Raw genomic sequence first — 26832 nt, forward strand, 5'->3', positions numbered from 1 at the left:
GGGACCCAGACCCCGCTATACTTTTCTCTATTCCGCCATGAAATACCATGTGAAACCATCGGTCCTGCGCGGCGAGGTCCCCGTTCCCGGGTCCAAGTCCCATACCATCCGCGCGCTTATCTGCGGCCTGCTTGCGGAGGGCGAGTCGCGCATAGGGGCGCCGCTCGATTCATCGGACACCCGCTCGTGCCTGGCAATGGTCAGGCGTTTTGGCGCCGGGGTGGTCGAGGAAGGGGACGCCTGGCGTATCAGCGGCCGCGCCGGAAATCCCGCGTTGCCGGATGACGTGGTCGACGTGGGCAATTCCGGCACCTCGCTCTATATCGGCATGGGGGCCGCGGCGCTCGTGGACGGCTGCACGGTGTTCACCGGCGACGGCCAGATCCGGAATCGTCCCGCGGACCAGCTCCTCGCGAGCCTGAACGACCTGGGCGCGCACTCGTTTTCCACGCGCGGCAACGGCAAGCCGCCGCTCGTGATCCGCGGGCGCATGACCGGCGGGCGCACGAGCGTCCAGGCCCACACCTCGCAGTACCTGAGCGCGCTCCTGCTCGCCGCCCCGTGCGCGTCCGGCGACACGACGATCGAGGTCCCTCTCCTGAACGAGGCGCCCTATGTCGAGATGACGCTCGGCTGGATGGACCGGCTGGGGATCGCGTACGAACAAAAGGATCTCAGGCATTTCTTCGTTCGCGGCGGGCAGCGCTACCGGCCCTTCGACGAATACATCGCCGCGGATTTTTCATCGGCTACCTTTTTCCTCGTCGCGGCGGCGGTCACCGGGGGGGCGCTTGTCCTGCGCGGGCTCGACTTCTCGGACACCCAGGGGGACAAGGAGGTCGTGAATATTTTAAGGGCCATGGGAGCCGATATCGAAACCGGGGAGCGCCATGTCGCGGTGAGCGGGCGCGCCCTCAAGGGGGGAACCTTCGACCTGAACGCGATCCCCGACGCGCTCCCGGCGCTCGCAGTGGCCGGGTGCATGGCCGCGGGCGAGACCAGGCTTGTCAACGTGCCGCAGGCGCGCCTCAAGGAGACGGACCGCATCGCCGTCATGTGCGCCGAGCTGCGAAAAATGGGCGCTTCGATCGAGGAGCGGCCCGACGGCCTGGTCATCAGGGAAAGCGCCCTGCGGGGCGCCGCGGTCCGCGGGCACGGGGACCATCGCGTCGTGATGTCGCTCGCGGTAGCGGGGCTCACGGCGGCGGGTGAGACCGTGATCGATACGGCGGAATCCGTGGCGGTGACCTTTCCCGGGTTCATGAATCTCATGCGCGGGTGCGGGGCCGCGATGGAAATCGAGGAGGATGCGTGATGGCGGTACGCGGGATACGGGGCGCGACGACGGTGGAGCGCAACAGGAGGGAGGACATAGTCGAGAGGACGATGGAGCTCCTGGGCGTCATGCTGGAAAAGAATGCGATCGACGTCGCGGATATCGCCTCGGCCGTTTTTTCCGTCACCGACGATGTGAGCGCCGAGTTTCCCGCGGTCGCCGCGCGCAAGCTCGGGTGGATATATACGCCCCTTTTCTGCACCAGGGAGATACCGGTGCCGGGAAGCCTCGAGCGCTGTATCCGGGTACTGTTGCACGTGAACACGGATAAACGCCAGGACGAGATGGTGCACGCATACCTGTACGGCGCGATAAAGCTCCGCCCCGACCTTGATACCTCCGACCGGGACAGGTATTATATTTCCGATAAATAAGCCTGCCCGCGTCCGGCGCGTTTAATTTGTTTGCCTGTTCTCCGGGAAAATGCTAGAATGGCAGGCGGAAGCCGGCCGCGCGGAAAGAATACCTGACGCGCCGCGAACGGCCGGGAGCCGGTGTGGAGGCGGGATCGAAGGGCAATGTGCATCGCAGTAAAAGGGATTAAACGGTGAAACCCGGAATAAGGCATACCATGCGGGCGCTCGCGGGGAGGATCGCATTCCCCCTCGCGATTGCGATCGGGGTCATTTCGCTGCCCGGAGAGCTCGCGCCGCAGGGAACCAGGGAGATCGAGCTCACCGCGCAGGAGATAATCGCGCGCGTGGACCGCATCCTGGATTATCCCGCCGGACTCATGAAGGGGAAGCTCATGCACATAACCCCCGACGGCCGTTCATCGGTGAACACGGTGACCGCGAGCGTTGCCGAGCGGGACTATCTCTTCGTGATCTCGAACCGCGACCGCGGGAACCAGATCAAAATCCTCTACAATCTCGGCGGTGAAGAAATCTGGGTGTACGACATACACGCGATCAAGCTTTTCCACAAGATAGGCATAGACAAGTACGACGCGGTGGCTGGTACGAACTTTTCGTATATCGACCTCTCGAACGCCGACTACCAGAACAACTACACCGCCTCGATAACCGGGAACGCCTTCGTCAAGGGCAGCGACGCCTACCGGCTCAAGCTGGATCCCATCTTCAAAGGGGGAAGCTACGGGCAGCTCACCATGTACGTGAACAAGGCCGACTTCGTCCCCCTGCGCATCGATTTCCACGATTCCGACAACGTGAAGGTGAAAACCCTCGCCGTGGTAAGGACGATCGAGCGCGGGGGCAGGACGCTTCCCGTGCGCTACGAGATGCTCGACATCCTCAAGGGCACCGTGACCATCCTCGATTTTATCGATTTTGACGACAGCATCACCTTCGACAAAACCATTTTCTTCCACCAGCGGCTCGGGGACAACGGCTGATGCCGCAGTTTTTCATCACCCCGGACTCAATCACGGACGGACGATGCACCATACGGGGGACCGATTTCCGGCACCTGGTGCGCGTGCGGCGCGTGCGGGAGGGCGATATCATCCCCCTGCGCATGACCGCCGGCGGCGAGCTGTCGGCCAGGATCGTGGTGATAGCCGGCGATTCGCTGATCGCGGAAATTATTGACAAAAAGGAGCCCCCCCCGGTACTCTTGAAGGTGACGCTGTGCGCCGCGCTTCTCAAGGGGAAAAAGTTCGATACGGTGATCCAGAAGGCCGTGGAGATCGGCGTGGCGCGCATCGTACCGTTCGAGAGCGCACGGACCATCCCCGACCTGGGCGAAAAGCGCGAGGAGCGGCGCGGCCGCTGGCAGCGCATCGCGGACGAGGCGTCCAAGCAATGCCTGGGAAGCAGCCTGGTTCCCGTGGATGCCGTTCAATCGTTCGACGAAGCCATCCTTCGGTGCCCCGGGTGCGCGCGGATACTGGCCCACCCGGACAGGGGGGCCGTGGGCATCCGGGAATACCGCACGGCGCATCCGGACGCATCGGACGCGGCGATCCTCGTGGGGCCGGAAGGCGGTTTTACCCCGGAAGAGATCGCGAGGGCGGAGTCGAACGGATGGGGCACGGTTAATTTCGGTTTTACACAGATGCGCGCGGAAACGGCGGCGATGGTGCTGCCCGCGCTCGTTATTTATGAGTGGAGTTCCCGATAGATGAAAATCACCGTTAATTACAAGGAAATCGAGTTCGAAGGATCCATGCTCGGGGATCTCCTCACCCTGTACCGCTTCAAGCCGGATAAAATATCTCTTCAAATAAACGAACGGGAAATAGCCAGTTCGAATTTCGTCTCCATTCAGCTGAAGGAGGGCGATGTGATCGAGATAGGAAGGGCATGAAACCCGTCGGAGGAAGACGATCGGTGCGATCGGACATCAATGACGGATGAAGATCCGATTCTGACGGAGATAGCGGCCGAGCTCGCCCTGAAAAGAGAGCAGTGGAGGGGCGTGCGTGTACAACGGCTGCAGCTCAAGAAAGAACTTGAAGGCCTGGGGCTCGATAAAACAGGAATCCGGAAGCACGCCGAATACAAACGGCTTGAAAAGGAACAATCCCACCTCTCGGCGGTTCTCAAGCATATCGAAAAGCGCATGAACAGGCGCAGAGCCAGATTAAACGAGCAGAACGCGTGAAAACAGGCCCTGGTTCAAAGGGCCGCCGTCCCCCGCGGCACGGCCGCGGCGGGATAAAGCTGGCCTACTGCGACATTCCCGGAAACGTGTACGAACACCCCGAGGCCGTTCCCGCGTTCCGCAGCGGCCGCCGATTCACCAGGGTGAATCCCAAGGAACTCATACCGCTCCCCCACGGGAGCCTTCTGTATACACTGCCGGGCCGGCTGCCCGTATTTTTCGACGATCGGACCGGGCATTTCGCCCATTTTGACGAGGGACCCGACGGTACGCCCGCGCTCGCGGCAGCCGCATTCCTGAGCTCCGCGTATCTGCGCACCGCGCTGCCTGCCTTTATAAAGAAGGAGGACGCACCGGTGCTTCCCCTGTGGGCCTATGCGGGCGTGGTCCTGAGAAATGGCGCGTTCATGGTGCCGGCGATCCGTGTGGACGACGATCCGCGTTCCGATCCGGCGCTCCACGAAAACGAGCGCCTGTTCGCGCAGAAATCTCGGGAGACGACGGCGCTCTTTCCGGAAAACAGGCTGGTCGCCCAGCTCGCAAAGTGCTCCTCCGAATACCGATGCCTGTGCGCGCGCAATTTTTTCCTGGGTCGATTCGAGGCACCGCTTCCCACGTCGCCGGCCTGTAACGCGCGCTGCCTTGGCTGCCTTTCCCACCAGGACGCCGGCGACACCGGTTTCTGCGGGTCGCAGGAGAGGCTGGCAGACCCGCCCTCGCCGGATGAAATCGCGGAGACGATCCTCCATCACTTCGGGCGGGTCGAACGCGCGGTGGCGAGCTTCGGCCAGGGATGCGAGGGCGAGCCGCTCCTGCGCGCGGCAGACCTCGCACAGGCGATACAAAAGGTGCGCGCGCACGATTCGCGCGGCACCATCGCGCTCAATACGAACGGTTCCCTCCCGGGGGCGGCGGCGAGGCTCATCGACGCGGGACTGGACGCGATACGCGTAAGCATGAATTCCCCCACCCCGGAATATTATGTCCGATATTACCGGCCGGTCAACTACACGTTCGGCGACGTGGAGAGAACCCTGGAGGCCGCGCTCGGGGCCGGGATTTTCGTTTCGATAAACCTGTTCTTCCTTCCCGGCTTTACCGACATGGAGACGGAGGTCGAATCGCTTTGCGCGTTTCTCGATCGTTTCCCCGTGAATATGATCCAGGCGCGCAATCTCAACATGGACCCCGACTACTATCTTGACAGCATCGGTTTCGTCGAATCGCCCGCGATGGGTGTGAGGGCGATGCTTGCGCTCTTGCGTGAAAAATATCCGCGCATACGGATCGGCTATTACAATCCGCCAAAGGAATCCTGGCAGGGGTAACCGAAAATTCGAAAGGAGCCGAACGGCACATGAAAAGAGGCGTCGGGATGAAGGGCGCGTTGTATGCGCTTATCGTAATAATTTCGATTTCCGGCAGGGGAATCCTTGCCGCCCAAGGTGACGCGGAATCCCCTGAAATCCCGGTCCCGATCACGCGCCTTTACGAGGCGGTGCGGGCGGGCGATATGCAGAAAATGCGCACACTGCTGCACGAGGGCGTCGACCTGCGGCATCCGGCGTGCACCGGGCTGCTGCACACCGCGGTGGAATTCGACAACGCGGATTCCCTCAGGCAGCTCCTCGAGTCCGGGATGCACGCGAATGAACGACCCGTAAGTTATAACGGCGAGACCGCGCTCCACATGGCGGTGTCTAAAGGGAAGCAGGAACTCGTTAACCTTCTCCTGGACGGGGGCGCGCTTCCGGACCTTCTCGCGGACGAAGCCCTCACCCAGGGTCTTACCCCGCTGCACTATGCCGTCATCGGGAACGATTTGCTCATGGTGAAGCTCCTTCTCGATCGCGGTGCCTCCGTCTCGACGACGTCGTTCGACGGCAGGTCGACGCTGTACATCGCCGTTCAGCAGGGCCGTTACCGGGTTGTCCACCTCCTCCTGGCGCGCGGGGTATCGGTTCAGGCGGGCGACGCATCGGGCGATACGCCGCTCCACGCGGCCGTCGAGCTGGCGGCCGGCGAGTGCGGCGCGGATTCGCAGGACGCGAATGATCCCGAGGCCTGCAGGTCGTGTCTCGTGCGCCTCCTTTTACGGAACGGGGCCGGCGTGAACGCGCGCGGCACCGGGGGGAACTCCCCGCTGCATACCGCTATCGGGCGGAACTGCCTTGAAATCGTGAAACTCCTGATCGGAGACGGGGCCGACGTATACGCGCGCAACGACCGGGGAGATTCGCCGCTCCTTGTCGCCTACCGCGAGGAAAAAACCGAAATCATCGCCTATTTCCGCGCCATCGGGACCAGGTTCGATGCCGATCCGGGTCTCGTGCGGTTCCAGGCCGCGCAGCGCCATTACGAGTTCGAGCGGCGGCAGACCGAGCTTTTCGAGCGCTTCCTGTACGTGGGGCTCCCCATCGCCTACGTGGCGGGCTCAATCTACCTCAGGGAGTTCCATTACCGTTATGCGCCGCAGAACAACCCGCTCGCCCCGGTGCACGGCATCGCGGCCGCGGCGGTCTATGGGTGCCTGGGGGGCGGGCTGCTGGGCGTCGCCCTGGGGTTCCCCTTCGGGTCCGATACCGCAATGGTGATCCTGGGCCTCACCGGCGCCGTGGCGGGAATCATAGGGGGGATATACCTGGGCGCGCGTAACGTGGACGGCATCGAACGGGGCCGCGTCCTCTATTACTCGGGGACCTCGCTCGTGCTGCTGGTACCGTTATTTTACCTGCAATTCTGATACGCGAATGGAGAATCGGCGGACGCCAAAAATCCGTCGCGGGCTTTTCGAAAAAAGAAACGGGGAGGTGCGCACATGATCAAGGCGAAATTCTGCATACAGTGCGGCAGGGGGCTCGTAACAAGGCCGGCCGGGGACCGCGCGTATCCCGCGTGTCCCGACGAAACCTGCGGCTTCGTATTCTGGGACAACCCGCTCCCCGTGGTCGCCGCACTCATCGAACACGAGGGCGCGGTGGTGCTCGCCCGTAACAGCGCGTGGCCCGAAAAGATGTTCGGGCTCGTCACGGGATTCCTCGAGAAGGGGGAGGGGCCGGAGGACGCGGTGGTGCGCGAGGTGAAGGAGGAGCTGGGGCTCGCGGCAACGGTCGGGGGTCTGATAGGCGTATACCCGTTCATCGAGAAAAACCAGGTGATCGTCGCCTACCACCTTCGCGCGGAGGGAACGATAGTCCTCGGGGACGAGATCGCCCAGGTGCGTCACGTGCCCGCCGGGAAACTGCGGCCCTGGCCCTTCGGTACGGGGCACGCGGTGCGCGACTGGCTGGCGCGCAGGGCATAATCCGGCCCTTTCGCTTGACACGCCGGTATGGCCCGTTCTAAAGTGGGTCCACTATTCAAGGGGAGCATGTCCATGCAGAAAGGAATCATTCACGGGCTGGTGTTCATTCAAACCTGGGGGGAAAGCACCGAGCTCCTCCGGATTCTCAAGCACAACCGCCATGTCATTTCGATATTCCATATAATGGGGCGGCACAGCTACCTCGTTGACGTCAATTTCGACAACAAGGACCAGCTTGAGGAGTGGATCGGTCTCATGAAGGCGCTCAAGCTCGCATCGGGCGTTCCCACGGTCATCGCGATCCAGTCGAACAAGGTCATCGACGTGTTCAAGCAGAAGGAAGACTTCACCCTCGAGAACTACACCGCGCTCAAGGGCGGCAACCACATGTTCATGATGATCGACAATCCGCACGATGATGAGGCGCTCATCGCGGCCCTGGCTAAATACCCGGAGGTGCACACCATACTCCATGTGCAGGGCGAGCATTCCTTCATAGTCGAGGTACTCACCGACGATTACGACCGGTACCGTGACATGCTCAAGGGCCTCAAGCGCCTGGAATCCGTATGGCGCATCGAAACGCAGGAGGTTATCAGCGTGCCCAAGTACCGCAACCATGTGCTCGATGAATCCGGGAAACTTGTGAAGCCGCAGCAGGACATCCGCGAGCTCTACGTACTATAACGGGGAGGAACCCGGAATGCCCGAGCTCGTCGCGTACCCATAAATAATTTCTTGACAGGGCCAATTCTCATAACCTACCGTACCGCTGGGGCCGCACTGTTTCGCGAGCGGTTCATGTTATGCGCACATCTTTAAGCCTGCAACGAGGGAACCTGATGAATCGTATTGCCGTGGCGCTGCTCGCGCTTCTTGTATTTGCTTCATGTTCGTCGTTCATTAAAAAGGAGGAATTGCCGCTCCTCCGCGAATATGAGAAAAACGAATATGTAATGAAACAGGACATCAAGCACGGGGAGTTCGTCGCTGCGAAGGGCCAGGCGGTGAAACTCATCGTCGCGACCGGGTCGGAGTATATCAAGGTCTACGCGTACCCCTCCGACAAGGAAATGCTCAAGGCCGACAGGGTGCTCATACTCTATCTTTTCGAGGAAGACTTTCCCGACGGCCGTTTCAACGCAAAATTCCTGGAGGAGAAGCTCGCGCTTTTAGCCGAGCCAAAACCCCAGCAACCTTAGACGGCAGGTAAGAACCATGTTTGAAGGCGTATACACGGCGCTCATCACGCCATTTGCCAATAACGCGATAGACTACGCCGCCGCGGAACGCATCGTTGAAATGCAGATTGCGGGCGGCGTGGACGGCATCATTCCCGTGGGCACCACGGGGGAATCCCCCACCGTTTCGTTCGAAGAGCACAAGGAGTACATAGGCCGAATCGTAAAAATGGTGCGCGGACGCGTGAAGGTCGTCGCGGGCACCGGCTCCAACTCGACGAAGGAGGCGATCTACCTGTCCCAGGCCGCCCAGGCGGACGGGGTGGACGGCGTGCTGCTCGTGAACCCCTACTACAACAAGCCCCCCCAAAGGGGACTCATCGCGCATTTCGAATCCGTGGCGAAATCCGTCAAGGTGCCGGTCATTCTCTACAATATCCCCACGCGCACGGGCATAAATTTCATGCCGGAAAGCGTGAAGGAGCTCATCGATCGCGTCCCCAACATCGCGGCCATCAAGGAGGCCTCGGGCGATATCACGCAGATGATGCGTGTCCTGGAGCTCTGCGGCGACCGCCTTACGCTGCTTTCGGGCGACGACAACCTGCTGCTTCCGGTGCTCGCGATCGGCGGGAAGGGGGTCGTATCGGTCCTGTCAAACGTGCTGCCTGCGCAGGTGAAAAAGGTCATCACGCTTTTCGACCAGGGAAAGATGGCTGAATCGCGGGCGGCGTTCTACCGGCTGTTGCCCCTCTGCCGGGCCATGTTCTTTGAAACGAACCCGATCCCCGTCAAGGCAGCCATGGAAATGCTCGGGTATGCCTCTCCCGAGATCCGGCTTCCGCTCGTGCCGCTCTCCGCGGAATACCGGGAAATGCTGAGGCAGGCACTCATCGATTTCGGAATCAAGCTATGAAGATAGGCGTGTGCGGTGCGGGCGGCCGGATGGGCCGCGCGATAACGCGCATCGCGCACGAGCGCGGTCATGTCGTTCTCGCGGCGTTCGAGCATCCCGCATCCCCCCTCCTGGGCGCCGATGCGGGCGCGCTCGCGGGTTTGTCCCCGACGGGAACCGTGGTCGAAACGGTGAGCGCCCGGGCCCTGGCGCGCGTCGACGGGATACTTGATTTTACGGCGCCGGCCGCCACGGTCGAAACGGTGGAGGCGGCGAGCGCGCTGGGGAAATGCGCGGTAATAGGGACCACCGGTCTTTCGGCCGATCAGATGGCGCGGATAGAGCGCTGTGCGGCGGGTGCGCCCCTGCTCGTGTCCCCTAACATGTCGCTCGGGGTAAACGTGCTCTTCAAACTCACGCAGATCGCCGCCCGGGTGCTGAACGACGGATTCGATATCGAGGTGTTCGAGGCGCATCACCGCAATAAGAAGGACGCGCCCTCCGGCACCGCGCGCAGGCTCATCGATATCGTGAAGTCGAGCGCGCAACCGCTCGGCGAAGCGAAGGAAATGTACGACAGGGTGGGAAGCCAGGGTGCGCGCTCGAACGACGAAATCGGGATACAAGTGCTCCGGGGCGGGGATATAGTCGGCGAGCATACGGTATTCTTCGTGGGCGAAGGCGAGCGCCTCGAATTGACCCACAGGGCGACGAACCGCGACATTCTCGCGAGGGGTGCGGTGCTCGCATTCGAATACCTTTCGGATAAAAAGCCGGGAATGTATTCCATGTTCGACGTCCTCGGCTTAAGCTGGTGAAATGGAAGAGAAGCGAGAGGAAAACAAGGAATTAAGGGAGTTTCACGAGAATCCCTATAATCCCGAGCGGAAGAAGCCCGAGGATATCGTACGGATATTCTATATCCACAACGTGCCCATCATACCGGTCGTATCGAAACGAGGGGGTCTCCTCGGCATAATCCGCAAGGAAGACGTGGTGAGCGAGCTCTCGGATATCGAGCGCACCAGGGACCAGCGTATCGATAAATTCGTTTCGCACCTTGCTAAAAAGATGACGCTCGACGACCTGCTGCCCTACGTTGCGGTATGCAGGGAATTCGTGGTCGTGAGCATTTTCGGAGAGGTGGAGGGGAGGTGGACCCGCCTGGAGCTCCTTGCCGCGTGCGAGTCGCCGCAAAAGGCCCGCGTGGTTGAAAACGACATCGAAAAGCAGAAAGAACTCCAGATGATGGAGTGGATGATCTACATGATCCTGGAACACGTTCCCCGTGCGTTATACGCCGTTAACAAGCAGGGGAAAACGATATTCTATAACCACTATTTCGAAGAGCTGTACGCGGCGCGCAAAAGCGGCGAGGTGGATACGGGATTCGTGGAGAAGGCGCTCGGTGACGCCGCTAAAAACGAATTCTTCCCGGCGGGCAAAAAGGGCGGGGAAATGTACTTCTACAACCAGGATTTGAAGATGTACTATGAAAAGCTCCCCATGCTGAATAATAATAAAACCGTGGGGTACCTCATTTACTGCAGCCGGCATCTCAATGAATCCGCTCCCGTGAAGAAGCGTAAAAGAAAAAAGTGAATATTTTTGTTGACGAAATCCGGCATTGCTATATACTGTAGTCAGACAATAAGAAAGCAGGAGCGCCTCCTTTCCTCGATCTGTGTATCTGCCTGGAAGATTTCCCTTCAACCTGAAAATAGAATGATGTCAAATGGGAAGTCGGCAGCGTTAAACATTGTTAATACTGTAGCGTTTAACATATAAACTTCCATTTAACATCAAATCCCGCAGATGTCCTTACGTGAGGGAGGAACAGGGGCTCGAATAGCATCAGTTTCCGGTAAAACTATATTATGTCGTGTCGCACCGGCACGAATCAATCCTGAAATAATAATAATTCCAAGACAACAAAGAAGGGTGGTATATGGCACGAATGAACGGAGCCTCCCGTCCGGAGCGGGGACAGGCGGTAAACGCTGAGGAAGAGAAGAAAAACATTCCCCAGGGGGACGCCCGACCCCAGGCGCAAGCCCCAACCAGCAATGGAAACGGCAAACGGCCCGGGCCGGCGGAAAACCGGCTGGACCTCGCGGAGCTGAAATCGAAAACGATCAACGAGCTCCTGGCCCTTGCGAAAAGCATGGGACTGGAAGGGGTCTCCGGGCTGAAAAAACAGGACCTTATATTCGAGATCCTCAAAACCCAGACCGAGCGCAACGGGCTCATCTTCTCAAGCGGGGTACTCGAAATCCTGAGCGATGGATACGGCTTCCTTCGGTCCCCCAACTATAACTACCTTCCCGGCCCCGACGATATTTACGTGTCTCCTTCGCAGATACGCCTTTTCGGCCTCCGTACGGGGGATACCGTCACCGGGCAGATCAGGCCGCCCAAGGACAACGAGCGCTTTTTCGCCCTTCTCCGCATCGAAGCGGTCAACTTTGAGGACCCGGAAAACCTGCAGCGCCGCACCCTGTTCGACAATCTCACGCCCCTCTATCCCATGGAACGCATCAACCTGGAGACGGTGACCGAGAACGTCGATATGCGCATCGTGAACATCATGACCCCGCTGGGCAAGGGCCAGCGCGCGCTCATCGTCGCGCCGCCCCGGACAGGAAAAACGATATTGCTGCAAAAGATGGCGAATTCCATCACCACCAACCATCCCGAGGTCTTCCTCATAGTGCTCCTCATAGATGAGCGCCCGGAGGAGGTCACGGACATGCAGCGCACCGTGAACGGCGAGGTCATTTCGTCGACGTTCGACGAGCCCGCCTCGCGCCACGTCCAGGTGACCGAGATGGTGCTTGAGAAGGCGAAAAGGCTGGTCGAACACAAAAAGGACGTCGTCATCCTCCTGGATTCGATAACGAGGCTTGCGCGCGCATACAACCAGGTCGTCCCGACCAGCGGCAAGATACTCTCGGGCGGCGTCGACTCGAACGCGCTCCACAAGCCGAAGCGCTTTTTCGGCGCGGCGCGCAACATCGAGGAGGGCGGCAGCCTTACGATCCTGGGCACGGCCCTGGTGGATACCGGCAGCAGGATGGACGAGGTTATCTTCGAGGAATTCAAGGGAACCGGCAATTGTGAAATTCATCTTGACAGAAAACTGTCGGATCGCCGAATATACCCGTCGATCGACATGAACAAGTCGGGCACCAGGAAGGAAGAGCTCCTGCTGGACGAGGAGGAGCTGGGCAAGCTCTGGGTACTCCGCAAGGTCATATCGGCCATGAGTCCCACCGAGGCGATGGAGCTGCTGGTGGAAAAGATGAAAGCGACTAAGAATAACAGGGCCTTTTTCAAGGCTATGAATACGTAACAGGAGAAAGCAATGAAACCCGAAATCCATCCCGAATATGTCCCCACGCTGATCAAGTGCGCATGCGGGAACGAAATTCCTACGCGGTCGACCGTGAAAGACCTTCACGTGGAAATATGCTCGAACTGCCACCCCTTCTATACCAAGAAGCAGAAGATCGTGGACAGCGCCGGACGCGTTGAGAAGTTCAAGAAGAAGTACAATATCAAGTAGAACTATCGGCAGGCATACCACCCATACAGAAGCCCGGGATGCCCGGGCTTCTGCTATTATGTGAACGCATGTGTAATTTATACACTAGTAATGATGCTACATATGAGTAAATATTACGCATATTTATTAATCTCAATCAGGCGTTGAGGCCAGTCAAAAAAAACATAGTATGTTAATTGTGCCCTGGAAATCAGATTTTGCCCCTAATTGAAATTCCAGGCGCTGTGTTCTATCATAAATACACACTTTATTGGAAAGTGTTTGGTATTAAATGCACAAGAACAGCATTTATGTTTCGATTAATTCTTGAAAGGCCTTGAGGAATGGCGCTTTTCCGGCGAAATTTTCTCGCGTGGAAATCGTTGAAAAATCCTTAGAAAATTCGTTCTCTCCCTATTTTGGCACGAATCATGCTCTATAATGGGTGTACAACCTGGGAGGGCTTATGAAAGGCGCGGATGATTTCAATGAAATCTGTATAAGCCAGTATTTTCAATCGATAAAGCCCATCAAGCTGCTCACCCCGGAGGAAGAGGTTGAGCTTGCGAAGGCAAAAGGCAGCGGCGATGAGAAGGCGAAGGAGAATCTGATAAATGCGAACCTGAGGCTCGTAGTAAAGATCGCAAAAAACTATACGAGTTTCGAGCCGTCGCTCATAGATCTCATCCAGGAAGGGAACATGGGACTTATCCGCGCGGCGGAAAAGTTCGATTACAAGATGGGGTGCCGGTTTTCAACATACGCGTCTTACTGGATCAAGCATTATATCACCAGATTTATCGCGAAGAGAAGCAGGGCGATTCGCATCCCCATCAGGAAGGGCGATCTGTTCAAGAAGATCAGGAAGGCCCAGGAAACGCTTACCAGCGATATGGGCAAGGAGCCCACGTTCAGGGAAATCGCGGATCTCCTGGGGATCGACGAGAACATAGTATCCGATATTATGGAAGTCTTTCAGCCGACCGTTTCCCTGGAACAGCCGCTGAACGACGACGAATTCAACCTCTACGAGGTTGTGAGCGACGAGAAGTACCAGTCGCCCGATTCGGGGATTTACAAGTGGGATCTGCATGCCGAGCTTGAGGTGGCGATGGCCTCCCTCATGGAGAGCGAGCGAAGGATCCTCAGGATGCGGTTCGGGTTTGGCGATGAAAATCCCGTCACCCTCAAAGAGGTGGGCGCGGAGTTCGGTATATCGGCGGAGACGGTCCGCCAGATTGAATCACGGGCGATGAGCAAGATCAGGTCGCGCTTCGCCCACCTGCAGGATTACCTGCAGTAGAACGCTTTAATACCTCCACGTTTTGATTAAATTCCGCATTTTGGGAGGACTCCCCGTCCTCCCCTTTTTTTTGTCTTCGCGGCGCTTTCTCATTGACAACAGGGGGTTGGAGGCGCTTTACCTCATACAGGATGTCTGAGCACGATTCATTCGACCTTAATAACCTGCGTGTTCCGCTCGGGTCCAGAGTCGGCGCGCTCTCTCGTGTGGATGGGCTCATATCCGAGATGTCGCACCCCAATATCGACTGGAAATTCGTTATCAACGGCATTCGCGCATATCTCTTCGATTACATCTACGAGATCATTCCCCATCACGAAATCATACTTCCCATCCTGTACCATTATATCCGCGAGGCGACCGTGCGCCGCAAGGCATCGGCCCTGCGCGCGGGCGACACCTTTTTCGACCGGTACCTCTTCGTGCTCAAGCAGGCCCTGGCGGAAGGGGACGGGTTCATCTCCCTCAAGGATTTTTTCGACAGGCACGTGACCGACTACCTCGACCTGCTCATGGCGCTGAGCGGTGAAGGGTTCTACTTCGGGGGCGTCAACGACCGGGTGATCGCGCTCGGAAAAATAATGGCGGCGGAGGCCGGGGGGGCCGATGCGCGACTGGACCGTATAAACGCGTTTCTTCAAAAACAGCACTCCCTGTACCTGAGCCACGCCATCCATACCACCCCCGCGGAGATAGAGTCGATCCGCGAAATCGTGGGAGAATCGGTGCCCACCGCGGAGCTGTTCGCCCTGCTGCGCTCGGTTTCCGGGGAGTCCGCGGCGAAGACCATCGAGGAAATGGCGCCCCGGGAGGGCGAAACCAGCGCGGGGCGGTTCGCCCGTATATCGGACCTCGCCGATTTTTCGTATTATTCGCGCGCCTGGGAGCGGATATGCCTGCTGGGGAAAAGTCATATCCAGGAAGGAATCATCGGGGACGATAACGCGATCGTGTTCATGCTTTCCTTCCTCATCCGCAAATCGCAGCAGGGGGGAAATCCCGACCTGCAGCTTTTCATGTCCCGCACGGTGGCGTCCGTGGTGGGCATCCTGGGGAAGATTCACAAGGGGGATCTTCTTAAAATCGTCGTGGACATGGTGACCCCGCCGCTCCTGGCCGAGGTGGAGCGCGGCGGAAATTACTATTCCGCGTTCGCGGCGATATACAGCATAGGCAAGGCGGTGATCGAATCGGGACGCATCACCGTGATCGACCACTACGTGGACATGCTCGTGAACTCCAAGTTCCGCTTCCCCGAATTCACCGGCATCGCGTCGGACTGGTCGGTGGTGGTTAACGCCAGCCATATCGAGAACATACGAACGTGGATGCGCCTCATCGAGATAAACCCCAACGTGACGAAAAAGCTCGCCGCGGCGCTCATCGTCAACCTGAAGCTCGGGGGGGTGTTCCTCAAGGATACCGATGTCTTCCAGCGCGATATCTCGCGCCTGCTCAATTCAAACTACCGCGACGTCTTCTACCTCGTCATTTCGCTCGCCGCGGTCTTCCCGGCGTTTTACCACGATATCGGGGCAACCGGAAATATCCGCGCATTCACCGAAAAGATAGATACCAATCACCAGATGAACGACCTCATCCACTTCCTGAGAAAGCAGGTGCACGTGGAATCCAGTTCCCGCACGGTGCTGCTCATACAGAGGGTGATGGACTTCTGGATGACCGGCGAAAGGGGCGCGCTCAAAAACATGGTTCCCGCCGAGGTGTTCGAAAACCTGGAGCGCAATTACCGGCTCATGAACCTGCATGCCGAAAAGGCGGCCCAGGCGATGTACGTGAAGGCCAAGCAGCGTTTTCCCGAGCACGAGGGCCTTCTCTTCTGGGATTTCCTGAACGCCGTGGGCAAAAAAAACTTCATGGAATTCGCCGGATCGGCGGCGTTCGACGAGTTCCCTCCCGCGGAGCGGGCGGACACGCTCGCCGGCATCGAAGAGTATTACGAAACGCAATTTCCCGCCGAGATGACCAAGATGCTGCACCACATTCGCAGCATGTTCGACATCGACACCTCGCGCACGCAGATGTGGAAATTCATGTACGAGATTTCGGACGAGGATTTTCGCGGGATATTCGAGGACAAGCGCCTCCTGGACGTGTCCAAGGTAAACATCGAGCGATTCATCCTGTTCCTGCACGTCTACAGGATGATCTACGATAAGTATAATTTTTCCGAGGTGCGCGACATCGAGAAGCTCGATCAGTACGCCCGGGAAAACCTGTTCGAGCCCCCCGCGGGATTTTTCGAGAAGCTCAAGGGCCGCGACACGCGTGCCGCGCTCGAATCGGTCCTGGATCTCCAGCAAAAACTCAAGCGCGACATACTGCTTTCCGAAACCGAGTACGAACCGATCGACACGATAGAATTCAAGCGTCACATCGCGTTCGGTATCCCGTCCATGTACGGATCCTACAAAGAGAGAAAGTTCGATACCCTCAAGGTGTTTTTCCACTGCAATCTCGTCCGTGAGCGCCTGTTCGAGACGATCGTCGAAGGCAGCGCCATCTTCCCGCACGACCGGATCGACTATGATGAAATACGCCAGGTGCTCAAGCTCTTTCACGGCACCTTCGAGATAGACGGGCTGGCCAACCACGAGCTTCGCTCGGTGATAAGCCTCCTCGATCTTCCGAACCTGCTTATCTCGCAGCTGCGGGATATCATTACCTCCCTGCTCGCGATTCACGGGGAGATATCGGACCGGTTCAACGAGACCTACAAGTACGTCTGCCGGGTGATCATTGGGAACATCGGGCTCGAGCGTATCGTCGAGGATTACCTGCCCCACGAGCGCAACGAGAGCGTTGAGGTGATCGCGGACAGATTCCTGCGCGACCAGATAATGCAATCCCCCCTCCTGCAACTGGTCGACAACCTGCTCATCCGGCTCAAGGAGCGCATCGCCCACGAGCTGAGCGTGCGGGGAGATGTCGTCTGCCTCAACGGGAGCGATCTCCGCCTCGCCAAGGGCAGAATCTATTTCGATATACGGAAATATCCCGGCGTCCACAGTGAGCACGAGCTTTTCGTCCCCCTATGGCTCGCGGGATCGAAGGCCCAGGGACTCGTCATCGCGGCAAACCTCGATGGCGTGAACGTTCCGGAAGGGCTCGTGATCTCGTCGGAGCTTTACAAGCGGCTGCGCGAGGGCGACACCTACAATCCCCGCTTCCAGAGAAAGATACTCTATTCCCTCAGGAAATATATCGATCATTTCACGGGGGGACGGTTCGGCAACCCCCGCGATCCCGTGCTCCTGTCGGTGCGCAGCGGCGCCGTCTTCTCGATGCCGGGGGTGATGGATACGATCACCAATGTGGGGCTCACCCAGGAGATCGTCGACCGGCTGGCGGAAAGGGACGAATGGTTCGCCTACGACTGCTATCGGCGGCTTATCCACGATTTCGGCATATCCAACTACGGCATGGACCGGTCCCTCTTCGAACGGCTCATGGCAGTGGCGAAAGAGGAGGCGGAGGTCGCCCTCAAGGAAAAGCTTTCCGGGATGCAGATGGAGGTGCTCACCAAGAAATACCGGTTCGCGATCAACCGCGCCGGGTTTTCGGTCCCCAAGGACCCGTACGAGCAGCTCTTCTACGCGATCGTGGCGGTCTTCCGTTCCTGGGATTCGCCGGTAGCGCGCGATTACCGCACGTTCGTGGGTATATCGGACGCGTGGGGAACCGCGGTGATCATCCAGCGCATGGTGTTCGGCAACAATTCGCCCTCGTCCATCACCGGGGTGGTGCACAGCCACTACCTGGGCTACGAAAATATCGGACTGTTCGGCGAATACAAGACGCGCGCCCAGGGTCATGACATCGTGAGCGGGGTCGCGCGCGTGTTCCCGATCAGCGAGGAGCAGCGGGCGAATTATTCCATGGCGGCGCACTTCCCCTCGCTCGAGAAAAGCTATCCCGCGCATTATCGCCAGGTGTACGAGGCGGTGGGGCGGATACGGGACCGCTGGGGAAACGAGGTCGAAATCGAGTTCACCTTCGAAGACGACATGCTCTACATATTGCAGATCCGCGGCATGGCCAACCATATCTTCGAAATCGAGGAGATGGCCGAGAGCACGGACGAGCTCAAGAACCACCTGCTGGGCCAGGGGCTGGCGGCGTCCGGGGGCGCGGTTTCGGGACGCGTCGTGTTCGACATCGCCCGTATCGGGCTCATGCGCGAGAAATACCCGGGCGAGAAGATCATCCTGGCCATGCCGGAGACCAACCCCGAGGACGTGATCGGGATTAAGGATTCGGACGGCATACTCACGTGCGTGGGGGGCATGACGTCGCATGCCGTGCTGCAGATGCGGCGGCTCGAGAAATCGGGGGTGAGCGATTTTTCGGCGATGAAAATCGACGAGGCGAACAACATGGCGATCGTGAACCGCGAGCCCCAGGGAACGGGCAAGGTGGTGATCCGGGAAAGCGATTTTCTTACAATTGACGGCCGTACGGGGCACGTCTACCTGGGCTTTCATCCGACCGGGAGAAAGGCCCACTGAGGGGCCGGGCAAAAACGCTTGAAAACTGCCGGGGGCCTCTTTACATTGACAACTGTGGCAATAACAGCCGCGGCGATTATCTTTATTAACATGGATAAAAATAGATTTTTATCCATGGTTGAGGATTGCGCCAGGCGCTCACTATCATTTGAGCATGGAGGAACGGTATGAGCGGTGTCATAAATCCCAAAGCGCCCGTAGGGGTATGCGGAATCGGGCGGATAGGGAAACTCCTGGTGTGGTATCTTTCCGCAAAGGGTGAACACGACCAGATCGTCATCTCCACGGGAAGGAAAACGGGGAAGGGCATCGAGGACCTTGCGACATACCTCGGGTACGACTCGACCTACGGCGCCTATTCGCGATTCGTGTCGGGGTTCGGCGCCGGTAAAGCGGTCGAGATAAGGGATGGTTCGCTCTACCTGAATGGCGTGAAGATCGTGTGGCTCACCGATAAGGAACACCGTGTGCCGGGAAACATTCCCTGGTCCGATAACGGCGTCGAGGTGGTGTTCGATACCACCGGCAAGATGAGCGATCCGACCGTGAACGACGACAACGCGCTGCGCGGACACCTGAACCACGCGAAGAAGGTGGTGCTTTCCGCGCCGTTCAAGATAAAGGTGAAGGGAACGCCCATGCCGGACGACGCGATCACGCTCGTGGGCGGCGTAAACTTCGACCGCTACGACGCCGCCAAACACACGGTGGTGTCCAACGCCTCCTGCACCACGAACTGCTGCGCGCCGCCCATCAAGGCGCTGGTCGATCATTTCGGCGACACGTTCATTTCCTACGCGCTCACGACCGTGCACGCCGCGACCAATTCCCAGAACGTCCTGGACGTGCTCCCCAAGGACGGGGAAAAGGATACGCGCAAGGTGAGGAGCACCTTCAACACGATGATCCCCACCTCCACGGGCGCGGCGAACGCGGTCATCGAGGTGATCCCGGAGATAAGGAATCTAGGCATAGGGTCGCAGGCGTCCTCGATCCGCGTTCCCACCACGACGGGCTCCATCGTGATACTGGACATTTCCCTCATGGGCGAGTACGACAACGACTACGTGAACGAGATTTTCAAAAAGTACGCCGTGAGAAACGCGGACATCATGCAGTATTCATCGGAACAGCTGGTGAGCGCGGACATCGTGGGAAGCACCCATTCGACCATCTACGATTCCAAGTTCACGCACCGGCGCACATCGAAGCGCGGGAACAGCTACTTCACCATGGTCGATCTTAATTTCTGGTACGACAACGAGTTCGGGTACGTCTGCTCCCTGGGCAGGCTGTACGATCTCATGACGGGGAGGCGTTAGGCGGATGCATAACGACGGGCACGATCACGACCACACACACGGGCACGAGCATGGCGGTCATCATCACCACGCGCCGCTGTCGAGCGGCACAACGCTTGGCCTGGTGGTCCTTTTCAACGTCGCGATAACGGTGGCGGAATACGCGGGGGGAATCCTATCCGGAAGCCTCGCGCTCATCTCCGACGCGGGGCACAACCTGTCGGACGTGCTTTCGCTGCTGCTGGGGCTCGTGGGCGAGCGCGTTTCGGGACAGGGTCCCAGCACGCGCTACTCGTTCGGGCTCAAACGCTTCGAGGTGCTGATCGCGCTCGTGAATTCGCTTGCCCTGGTGCTCATAGGGGCCTACATCGTGTACGAGTCCGTTATGCGATATCTCAACCCCGTAGCCGTCGACGCGGCGATCATGCTTCCCGTGGCCTGTGTGGGTCTCGCGGGCAACGTGTTATCCATAATTCTGCTCCACCGCAAGCGCGGCGACAACCTCAACATGAGGGCGGCCTTTCTTCACCTCTTCTACGACGCGATATCCTCGCTCGCCGTGATCGGGGTGGGCATCGCGCTCTTCTTTTCTCCCGGGCTCCTGCTCCTGGACATCGCCGTGAGCCTCGTGATCGCGGTCATGATCGTGTGGAGCTCAATGGAAATCGTGCGGGAATCGCTCAGGATTTTCCTTCAGGGAACGCCCGGCCACCTCGATCCCGACGAAATCTATCGCGAGATGATGCGCATCCCGGGCATCACCGGAATCCACGGCCTGCACATCTGGTCGGTGAGCTCGTCGGAGGTTTTCCTCTCATGCCATATCTGCCTGGGCGGGGAAGGGGAGCCGGACACCGACGAGGCCATACGCGCCGTGAACGACATGCTGCGCGAACGTTTCGGGATCACCCATTCCGCGGTGCAGGTGGAAAAGGTGCGGATATGCTCCAACGACGGGGGCGTCTGCTGCCGCTGATGCGCTATTGCTTCGGTGAGGGGGCGGGGGCCGATACACGGGGCGCGGTTCAGGAAAACTTCACGTCGCCCAGGAGCCGGTCCAGGTTGGGAGAGAGCACGCCGCCGGCGACGCGCCCGCGCACGGGGATCGCCGCGTACTCGCTCATGAGCGCGGGGTTCCCCGCCGCCGAAGCGGGATACTCCGAATACTCCGTCACGTAGAGCGGCACCCCCAGCGTGCGCGCCGATTTTCCCGCCTCGAAAATTCCACCCTCGGCAGGGGCCTCGACGATGTAGACCGCGCGGGAGAGGGCGCAGGCGAGCTTGTTCCTCTTCATCGCGTTGAATTGGGTGTACTCCCTCTCGAATTCGAAGGGCGAGACCAGGAGGAGTGCGTCGGGGTTGAGAACGTCACGCAGCGATTCGGGCACCGCGAGGTGCGAAAACCCATAGGGAAGAACGGCTACCGTGGTCCCGCCGTTTTCCAGGGCTCCGCGGTGCGCGATCAGGTCGATGCCCCTGGCGAACCCGCTCACGACGACGACCTGGTGGGCCGCGAGCTCCTTCGCGGCGAGGTAGGCGATCATTTCGCCCTTTTCGCTCGCCTGCTTCTCACCCAGCACCGCAGCCGCTTTCTGGTTTAACAGGGCCCGGTTCCCGTAGCAGTAGAGCACCGGGGGCAGGTGGCCGCCCAGGACCGTTGTGAGCCTTTGCGGATAGGACTCCTCGAAAAAGAGGACGATTTCTACTCCCGCGTCGAGGAGCGCGAAATACTCGGACTCGACCGCATCAAGGCGCGCGCGCGCGCCGTGCACGACCGCGGCTCCCGCGGGCGAAAGTTCCAGCTCACGCTCCAGCTCGGACTGGGTGAGGTCGAACGCGTCGGTGATCGAGATGCCCAGTCGCACGAGCGCCTGATGAACGTCGCGCAGGAGCGCCGGCCCCGCGCCGTGGGCGCCCGCCAGGGCGATCCAGTACTTCCTGCTGCCCACTATACTCTCTGCTCCCTGATGTAATATGGAGTCAAGATATCAATATCGATATTTTATAAGTTCAATTTATTATAAATGAATTTATAATAATGTTTATTCACGGGCGCAAAAAACGCCAAATTATGAGAAATCCGGCCAAATCATCATTGACACGAAAGGACATGGTTTTAAAGTTTATCCATAAGGCGCGCGGTCCCGGTTCGCTCGCTGTACCCGCGGGTGCGATGCAGAGGATTCCGTTAATCATGCCTCATGTCAACGTATATTGCATTATTTTCACATTAATTTCAATAACCTGAGGAGGTTACTATGGCTCTCAACCCGTTAGTGGACTCACGGGATGTCCGTTTCATCCTGTTTGAAATGCTCGATGTTGAAAAACTCAACAAATACGCCCCCTATGCTGAATTCGATCGCGACACCTACGAAGCCACGATGGACCTGGCCGAGCAGGTCGCGGTGGAACAGCTGTATCCCGCGAACAAGGAAGGAGACAAGGCGGGATGCATTTTCAAGCCCGATACCAAGGAAGTCATAGTGCCCGAGGCCTACCGGCCCGCGATCAAGGCCTATTATGAGGGCGGATTCATGGGCATGGCCGATAAGCCGGAACACGGCGGGATGGGCCTTCCGAACGCGATTACCTGGGCCTGCTACGAGTACTTCATGGCGGCGAATTACCCGCTCGTGATGTATCCGGGCCTCTCGCACGGCGCCATGGAGCTTATTCACGAATTCGGCACCAAGGATCAAATGCACACCTACTGCGAAAAGATCATGAGCGGTGAGTGGGGCGGAACCATGTGTCTCACCGAGCCCGACGCCGGTTCCGACGTGGGCGCCCTGAAAACCAAGGCGGTCAAGCAGGCCGACGGCACCTATAAGATTACCGGGCAGAAGATTTTCATCTCCTCCGGCGACAACAACCTGTACAGCAACATCATTCACCCGGTGCTCGCGCGCATCGAGGGCGACCCCAAGGGCACCAAGGGGATATCGATCTTCATCGTTCCCAAGTACCTCGTGAACAAGGACGGCTCGAACGGCGCATACAACGACGTAGCCTGCGCGGGCATCGAGCACAAGATGGGCATCAAGGGATCCGCGACCTGTACGCTGTCGTTCGGCGACAACGGCAATTGCGTCGGCTACCTCCTGGGCCAGGAGCGCCAGGGGATGAAGATCATGTTCCGCATGATGAACTATGCCCGCATGGGCGTCGCGCTGCAGGGTCAGGGGGTTGCCTCCGCCGCCTACATGCACGCGGTGACCTACGCGAAGAACCGCAAGCAGGGCGCGCACGTCACCCAGATGCTCAACCCGGAAGCGGCGTCCGTTTCGATCAGCCAGCACCCGGACGTTAAGCGCATGCTGCTCTGGATGAAATCGCACGTCGAGGGACAAAGGGCGCTGTGCTACTTCATGTTCCAGAACATCGACCTTACGGTCGTGACGCAGGGCGACGAGGCCAAGGAAGCGCAGGGCCTGGTCGAGCTCCTTACCCCCATCGCGAAGGCCGGCTGCTCCGACATGGCGACCCTCATCGCGTCGGAGGCGATGCAGGTGTACGGCGGATACGGCTATACCAGTGAATATCCCGTCGAGCAGTACATGCGCGACGCGAAGATCACGGCCATTTACGAAGGGACCAATGGCATCCAGTCCATGGACCTCACGATGCGCAAGATCCTCATGAACCCCGAGCAGTTCAACCTTAACGCATGGCGTAAGCGCGTAGACGCGACCATGGCGAAGGCCAAGGGAGTCGTCGAGGACAAGTATATCGACCTGGTCAAGAAGGGAATGGACAAGCTCACCGAGGTCATCGACATGATGAAGAAGCAGATGGGCGAAGGCAAGTTCCTTCACCTGTTCATGAACGCGACCCCGCTCCAGATGGCCATGTACAAGCTCGCGCTTGCGTGGATACACCTCTGGATGCTTACGCTGTGCATCCCCAAGATGAAGTCCCTCGTGGGCGACGCCAAGGGCGCCGACCGCGACGCGATCCTGAAAGACAATGCCGAAGCGGCCTTCTTCTCCGGCAAGGTCATCTCGGGCCAGTTCTTCATTGGCGCCGAGTTCCCGAAATACTTCGGGATGATGGACGCCATACTCTGGGGCGAAGCCGCCGTCATCAAGGCGAGCGACGAGATTTTCACGGGCATGCTCGCCGAGTAACACTAGTCTTTAATGCCAAAAAAGCCAAAGGCGCGGATGCGAATCCGCGCCTTTGTTCTTTGTGCTCCCGGCAAGGGCGCACGCCCGGCGGTGAAAGTCCACTACAGAGGATAAATTTACTCTAGCATGAATACTATTTGTACGTATAGTATTCATGTACCTCAGTTCAGAATCCAATTCGCACCCTCCCTACAGGCCAGGACTCGACCGTTGGAGCATGTACAAGTCCATCTGGCTGCGCCACTGGAGCGAATTCAGGAAGCTCTACCCGGAACGCTTTGCGAAGCTGTACGGCCCGCTCGACGAGGAAAAGGCGGAGGAAGTTCACAAGCTCATCCGCTGCGGGAAATACCAGAACGGATTTCGGATGCACACCTGCCCGGACTGCGGCACGATACTGGTGGTCCCCTTTACATGCAAATCGCGCCTGTGTTTGTCCTGTTACCGGAAAAAGATATTCGGATGGTCGATTCACCTATCGTACATCATGAACCCGCTGCTCAAGCACTGCCATGCGACCTTTACGCTTCCCGGCAATGTCCGGCAGAGGCTTTTCGAGCGGGGATTCGATTCACAGTTAATGATAAAGGAAGCGGCGCGTGTGTACTGGAAGGAACTTCTGGCAAGCTCAGGCCGGGACAGGGAATGGCAGGTGGGTGTGGTCGCCACCGTGCACATGTGCGGCAACGGCCTCAACTACAACCCCCACGTGCACCTGATAGGCACCAGGGAGCTGGTGAATATAAATACAGGAGAATTGTGCAACGTCGCGTTCATCCGGTACGGGCAAATCCGGTTCGCATGGATGGATGCCGCGTGTCGTCTCTTCCGGAAAACAGGAATGCTCAGCGGCGATGAGATCGCGCAGATTAAGGAACGCTATAAAAACGCCTTCCACGTCCACTTCAAGACCATCACCGGCACGGACAGCGAGGTGCTCTTCCGCACCGCGGAATATCTTGCCGCCGGCTATTTCCACAACAGCCAGATTCTCGCCGTGGACCACTTCCGTAAAACCGTGACATTCCGCTACAAGAGCTGGCTGGACACGAGAACGAGCGAGAAGAGGTATACCACAACCACCATGAACATTTACGAATTCATGGCGAAGATGCTTTACTTCCTCCCGAAGAAGCATACGAAGATGATCCGCTACTACGGCATCTACGCGCATAGCGCGGGCGAGAAGCTCGCGAAGATTCAAAACGCCGCATGGAAGGCAGCGATTGAGCATTCATTTGAGACCATCCCGAACAAGGCCCCGACTGCGGCGCGAGGATGTTTCCCTCCGTGGTGTTTGCTAATTTCGCGGAGAAGACATGGTACAGGATCTGGCGGGAATGCTCGCTCTACAAGGGGTATTTTCGACCGATGAAGCGCGGGCCATAGAAGTCCCAGGTCGCCCGATCATCTTCTTTATTCGTTGACATTTCATCACCGTTATGCACAATCTGTGGAACGGTCGGGGCCGTTTTGCCCGGGGTTTTTAAAAAAGCGCGATTTTTGGGCGTTCGCAAATTTTAACTTTTCTCCGGGGGCTTTTTGACCGGGGAGCGTTGACTTTTCCGTGGGGGACGCTTCCGATATCAACCGTTATGTCAGCGTACTTTTCCTGGAAAAAGAATGCAGATTCCTATGTATTGATTCCTATGTATTAATTGATATACCTCGCGCCCAAGGCCCTTGATGGTGGACATGGCCCGGTTGCCCCCGAATAACACGACGAGTATGACCGCGATTATGATGATTTCCCAGATGCCCGGCATCGACATTGCGGGAACCCCCTGTACTGGATGGCTGGAACGAAGGAGAAAATCCGAAAAAATAGGGTGGTGGGCTTGCGCATCCCCGAATCCCCTCCTGTCCCCATATGGAATAATTCTGTTCGATCAGCGGAGTGCGAGACGGAAATGAATTTAGTTCATTTCATTCATACAACCCGCGTCTCGAGAGAAAGGGCGAGATGAAATCCGGCGAAGTCGTGTTCTTCCGGACGCGTGTCCGCCGCAATGCCGGGCGGTAGACAACGCGTGCAAGATTTGATTTTAGAAAGCATGATCGAATATGCTGCGGGGTTTCAGGGAACGAGCCGGAGACGGGAGATGAACATTTCTGACGACAGTAAGGAGACCATAAATTTTAACTACTCTCCGGGAGCTTTTTAACCGGGGAGCGTTGACTTTTCAGCGGAGGATGCTTCCGGTATCAACCGTTATGTCAGCGTACTTTTCCTGGAAAAAGAATGCAGATTCCTATGTATTAAATATAAATGGGGAAAAACATGAAATTTAAACCATTATCGTTAATTTTAATCGTATCAGTATTTTGCTTCGCATCGTGCGGAGGATCAGGCGGAGGAAGTCCCAGCACTGGAAAAACGCTCATAGAATTCAGTATTTCCGGAGTTTCCATAAACGGAACTATAAATGAAACTGATCAAACCATTACCTTAATGCTGCCCTACCAGGCGAATATCGATGTTACTTCAATTGCACCTGTAATCACACATACGGGAAAAAGCATAAGCCCGGCATCCGGGTCCGTACAGGATTTTACAAATCCTGTTACGTATACGGTAACAGCAGAAGACGGAACAAGCCAGGAGTATACAGTTACAGTTAATGTCGCGCTTCATTGAAAACGGGAAAAAAATAGGGTAAAAATAAGCTAGTAAATCCTCCGAGATATTTATAGGAGGATCACATGACCAAGAGTAAGAGACGGCGTTTCACCCCGGAAGA

Annotated in this window: 24 protein-coding genes; 23 read left to right on the plus strand and 1 reads right to left on the minus strand. The window is 58.0% G+C overall.

Annotation, left to right across the window (positions count from 1 at the left end; all coding sequences use genetic code 11):
- Positions 1–37: 37 nt before the first annotated feature.
- The 20 genes from aroA to EPN93_04965 all read left to right on the plus strand — a co-directional run bounded on the left by aroA (position 38) and on the right by EPN93_04965 (position 20937).
- Complete coding sequence (aroA, locus tag EPN93_04870) at positions 38–1315, plus strand: 3-phosphoshikimate 1-carboxyvinyltransferase (GenBank protein TAL38063.1); 1278 nt, start codon at positions 38–40, stop codon at positions 1313–1315.
- On the plus strand, positions 1315–1710 hold the full coding sequence (aroH, locus tag EPN93_04875; GenBank protein ID TAL38064.1) for a chorismate mutase: 396 nt from the start codon (positions 1315–1317) through the stop codon (positions 1708–1710). The genes aroA and aroH overlap by 1 nt, the downstream gene beginning before the upstream one ends.
- Positions 1711–1883: 173 nt before the next feature.
- Positions 1884–2693: an outer membrane lipoprotein-sorting protein gene (locus EPN93_04880; GenBank protein ID TAL38065.1), complete on the plus strand. Its 810-nt coding sequence runs from the start codon at positions 1884–1886 to the stop codon at positions 2691–2693.
- On the plus strand, positions 2693–3421 hold the full coding sequence (locus tag EPN93_04885; GenBank protein ID TAL38066.1) for a 16S rRNA (uracil(1498)-N(3))-methyltransferase: 729 nt from the start codon (positions 2693–2695) through the stop codon (positions 3419–3421). Before EPN93_04880 ends, EPN93_04885 begins: the two co-directional genes overlap by 1 nt.
- Positions 3422–3607, plus strand: a complete 186-nt coding sequence (locus EPN93_04890; protein TAL38067.1) for a hypothetical protein — start codon at positions 3422–3424, stop codon at positions 3605–3607.
- Between the two features lie 39 nt (positions 3608–3646).
- Complete coding sequence (locus tag EPN93_04895; GenBank protein TAL38068.1) at positions 3647–3904, plus strand: hypothetical protein; 258 nt, start codon at positions 3647–3649, stop codon at positions 3902–3904.
- Positions 3901–5232 (plus strand): radical SAM protein, encoded by a 1332-nt coding sequence (locus tag EPN93_04900; protein TAL38069.1) that lies wholly within the window; start codon positions 3901–3903, stop codon positions 5230–5232. Before EPN93_04895 ends, EPN93_04900 begins: the two co-directional genes overlap by 4 nt.
- A gap of 29 nt (positions 5233–5261) precedes the next feature.
- A complete protein-coding gene (locus EPN93_04905; protein ID TAL38070.1) occupies positions 5262–6647 on the plus strand; it encodes a hypothetical protein in 1386 nt (461 codons plus the stop codon).
- Between the two features lie 75 nt (positions 6648–6722).
- Positions 6723–7208 carry an NUDIX domain-containing protein gene (locus EPN93_04910; GenBank protein ID TAL38071.1) on the plus strand — a complete coding sequence of 162 codons (486 nt, stop codon included), beginning with the start codon at positions 6723–6725 and terminating at the stop codon, positions 7206–7208.
- A gap of 27 nt (positions 7209–7235) precedes the next feature.
- Entirely contained in the window at positions 7236–7895 is a 660-nt protein-coding gene (locus EPN93_04915; protein ID TAL38072.1) for an Lrp/AsnC family transcriptional regulator, read from the plus strand.
- 119 nt (positions 7896–8014) lie between these two features.
- On the plus strand, positions 8015–8410 hold the full coding sequence (locus EPN93_04920) for a type II secretion system-associated lipoprotein (GenBank protein TAL38073.1): 396 nt from the start codon (positions 8015–8017) through the stop codon (positions 8408–8410).
- A gap of 16 nt (positions 8411–8426) precedes the next feature.
- Positions 8427–9305 (plus strand): 4-hydroxy-tetrahydrodipicolinate synthase, encoded by an 879-nt coding sequence (locus tag EPN93_04925; protein TAL38074.1) that lies wholly within the window; start codon positions 8427–8429, stop codon positions 9303–9305.
- Positions 9302–10102 (plus strand): 4-hydroxy-tetrahydrodipicolinate reductase, encoded by an 801-nt coding sequence (locus EPN93_04930; protein TAL38075.1) that lies wholly within the window; start codon positions 9302–9304, stop codon positions 10100–10102. Before EPN93_04925 ends, EPN93_04930 begins: the two co-directional genes overlap by 4 nt.
- A 1-nt stretch (position 10103) precedes the next feature.
- Positions 10104–10886 (plus strand): CBS domain-containing protein, encoded by a 783-nt coding sequence (locus tag EPN93_04935; GenBank protein ID TAL38076.1) that lies wholly within the window; start codon positions 10104–10106, stop codon positions 10884–10886.
- Positions 10887–11241: 355 nt separating this feature from the next.
- Positions 11242–12636 (plus strand): transcription termination factor Rho, encoded by a 1395-nt coding sequence (gene rho, locus EPN93_04940; GenBank protein ID TAL38086.1) that lies wholly within the window; start codon positions 11242–11244, stop codon positions 12634–12636.
- A 12-nt stretch (positions 12637–12648) separates the two neighbouring features.
- Positions 12649–12849 (plus strand): 50S ribosomal protein L31, encoded by a 201-nt coding sequence (locus EPN93_04945; GenBank protein TAL38077.1) that lies wholly within the window; start codon positions 12649–12651, stop codon positions 12847–12849.
- Between the two features lie 445 nt (positions 12850–13294).
- Positions 13295–14131 (plus strand): RNA polymerase sigma factor RpoD/SigA, encoded by an 837-nt coding sequence (locus EPN93_04950; protein TAL38078.1) that lies wholly within the window; start codon positions 13295–13297, stop codon positions 14129–14131.
- A gap of 131 nt (positions 14132–14262) precedes the next feature.
- The gene (locus tag EPN93_04955) at positions 14263–18660 is read left to right on the plus strand and encodes a hypothetical protein (GenBank protein TAL38079.1); all 4398 of its coding nucleotides are present in this window, start codon (positions 14263–14265) and stop codon (positions 18658–18660) included.
- A 167-nt stretch (positions 18661–18827) separates the two neighbouring features.
- On the plus strand, positions 18828–19982 hold the full coding sequence (locus EPN93_04960; GenBank protein ID TAL38080.1) for a glyceraldehyde-3-phosphate dehydrogenase: 1155 nt from the start codon (positions 18828–18830) through the stop codon (positions 19980–19982).
- A gap of 4 nt (positions 19983–19986) precedes the next feature.
- The gene (locus tag EPN93_04965; protein TAL38081.1) at positions 19987–20937 is read left to right on the plus strand and encodes a cation transporter; all 951 of its coding nucleotides are present in this window, start codon (positions 19987–19989) and stop codon (positions 20935–20937) included.
- Positions 20938–20986: 49 nt separating this feature from the next.
- Here the strand turns inward: EPN93_04965 and EPN93_04970 are convergent, their stop codons facing one another.
- A complete protein-coding gene (locus EPN93_04970; protein ID TAL38082.1) occupies positions 20987–21937 on the minus strand; it encodes a hypothetical protein in 951 nt (316 codons plus the stop codon).
- A 282-nt stretch (positions 21938–22219) separates the two neighbouring features.
- Between EPN93_04970 and EPN93_04975 the strand changes: the two genes are divergently transcribed.
- From EPN93_04975 to EPN93_04985, 3 genes are all read left to right on the plus strand, one after another.
- Complete coding sequence (locus EPN93_04975) at positions 22220–24091, plus strand: acyl-CoA dehydrogenase (protein ID TAL38083.1); 1872 nt, start codon at positions 22220–22222, stop codon at positions 24089–24091.
- A gap of 154 nt (positions 24092–24245) precedes the next feature.
- Entirely contained in the window at positions 24246–25466 is a 1221-nt protein-coding gene (locus EPN93_04980; GenBank protein TAL38084.1) for an IS91 family transposase, read from the plus strand.
- Positions 25467–26360: 894 nt separating this feature from the next.
- Complete coding sequence (locus EPN93_04985; protein ID TAL38085.1) at positions 26361–26729, plus strand: DUF5018 domain-containing protein; 369 nt, start codon at positions 26361–26363, stop codon at positions 26727–26729.
- The last annotated feature ends 103 nt before the right edge of the window (positions 26730–26832 follow it).

Source organism: Spirochaetota bacterium (assembly GCA_004297825.1).
In the GTDB taxonomy this organism is placed as follows: Bacteria; Spirochaetota; UBA4802; order UBA4802; family UBA5368; genus FW300-bin19.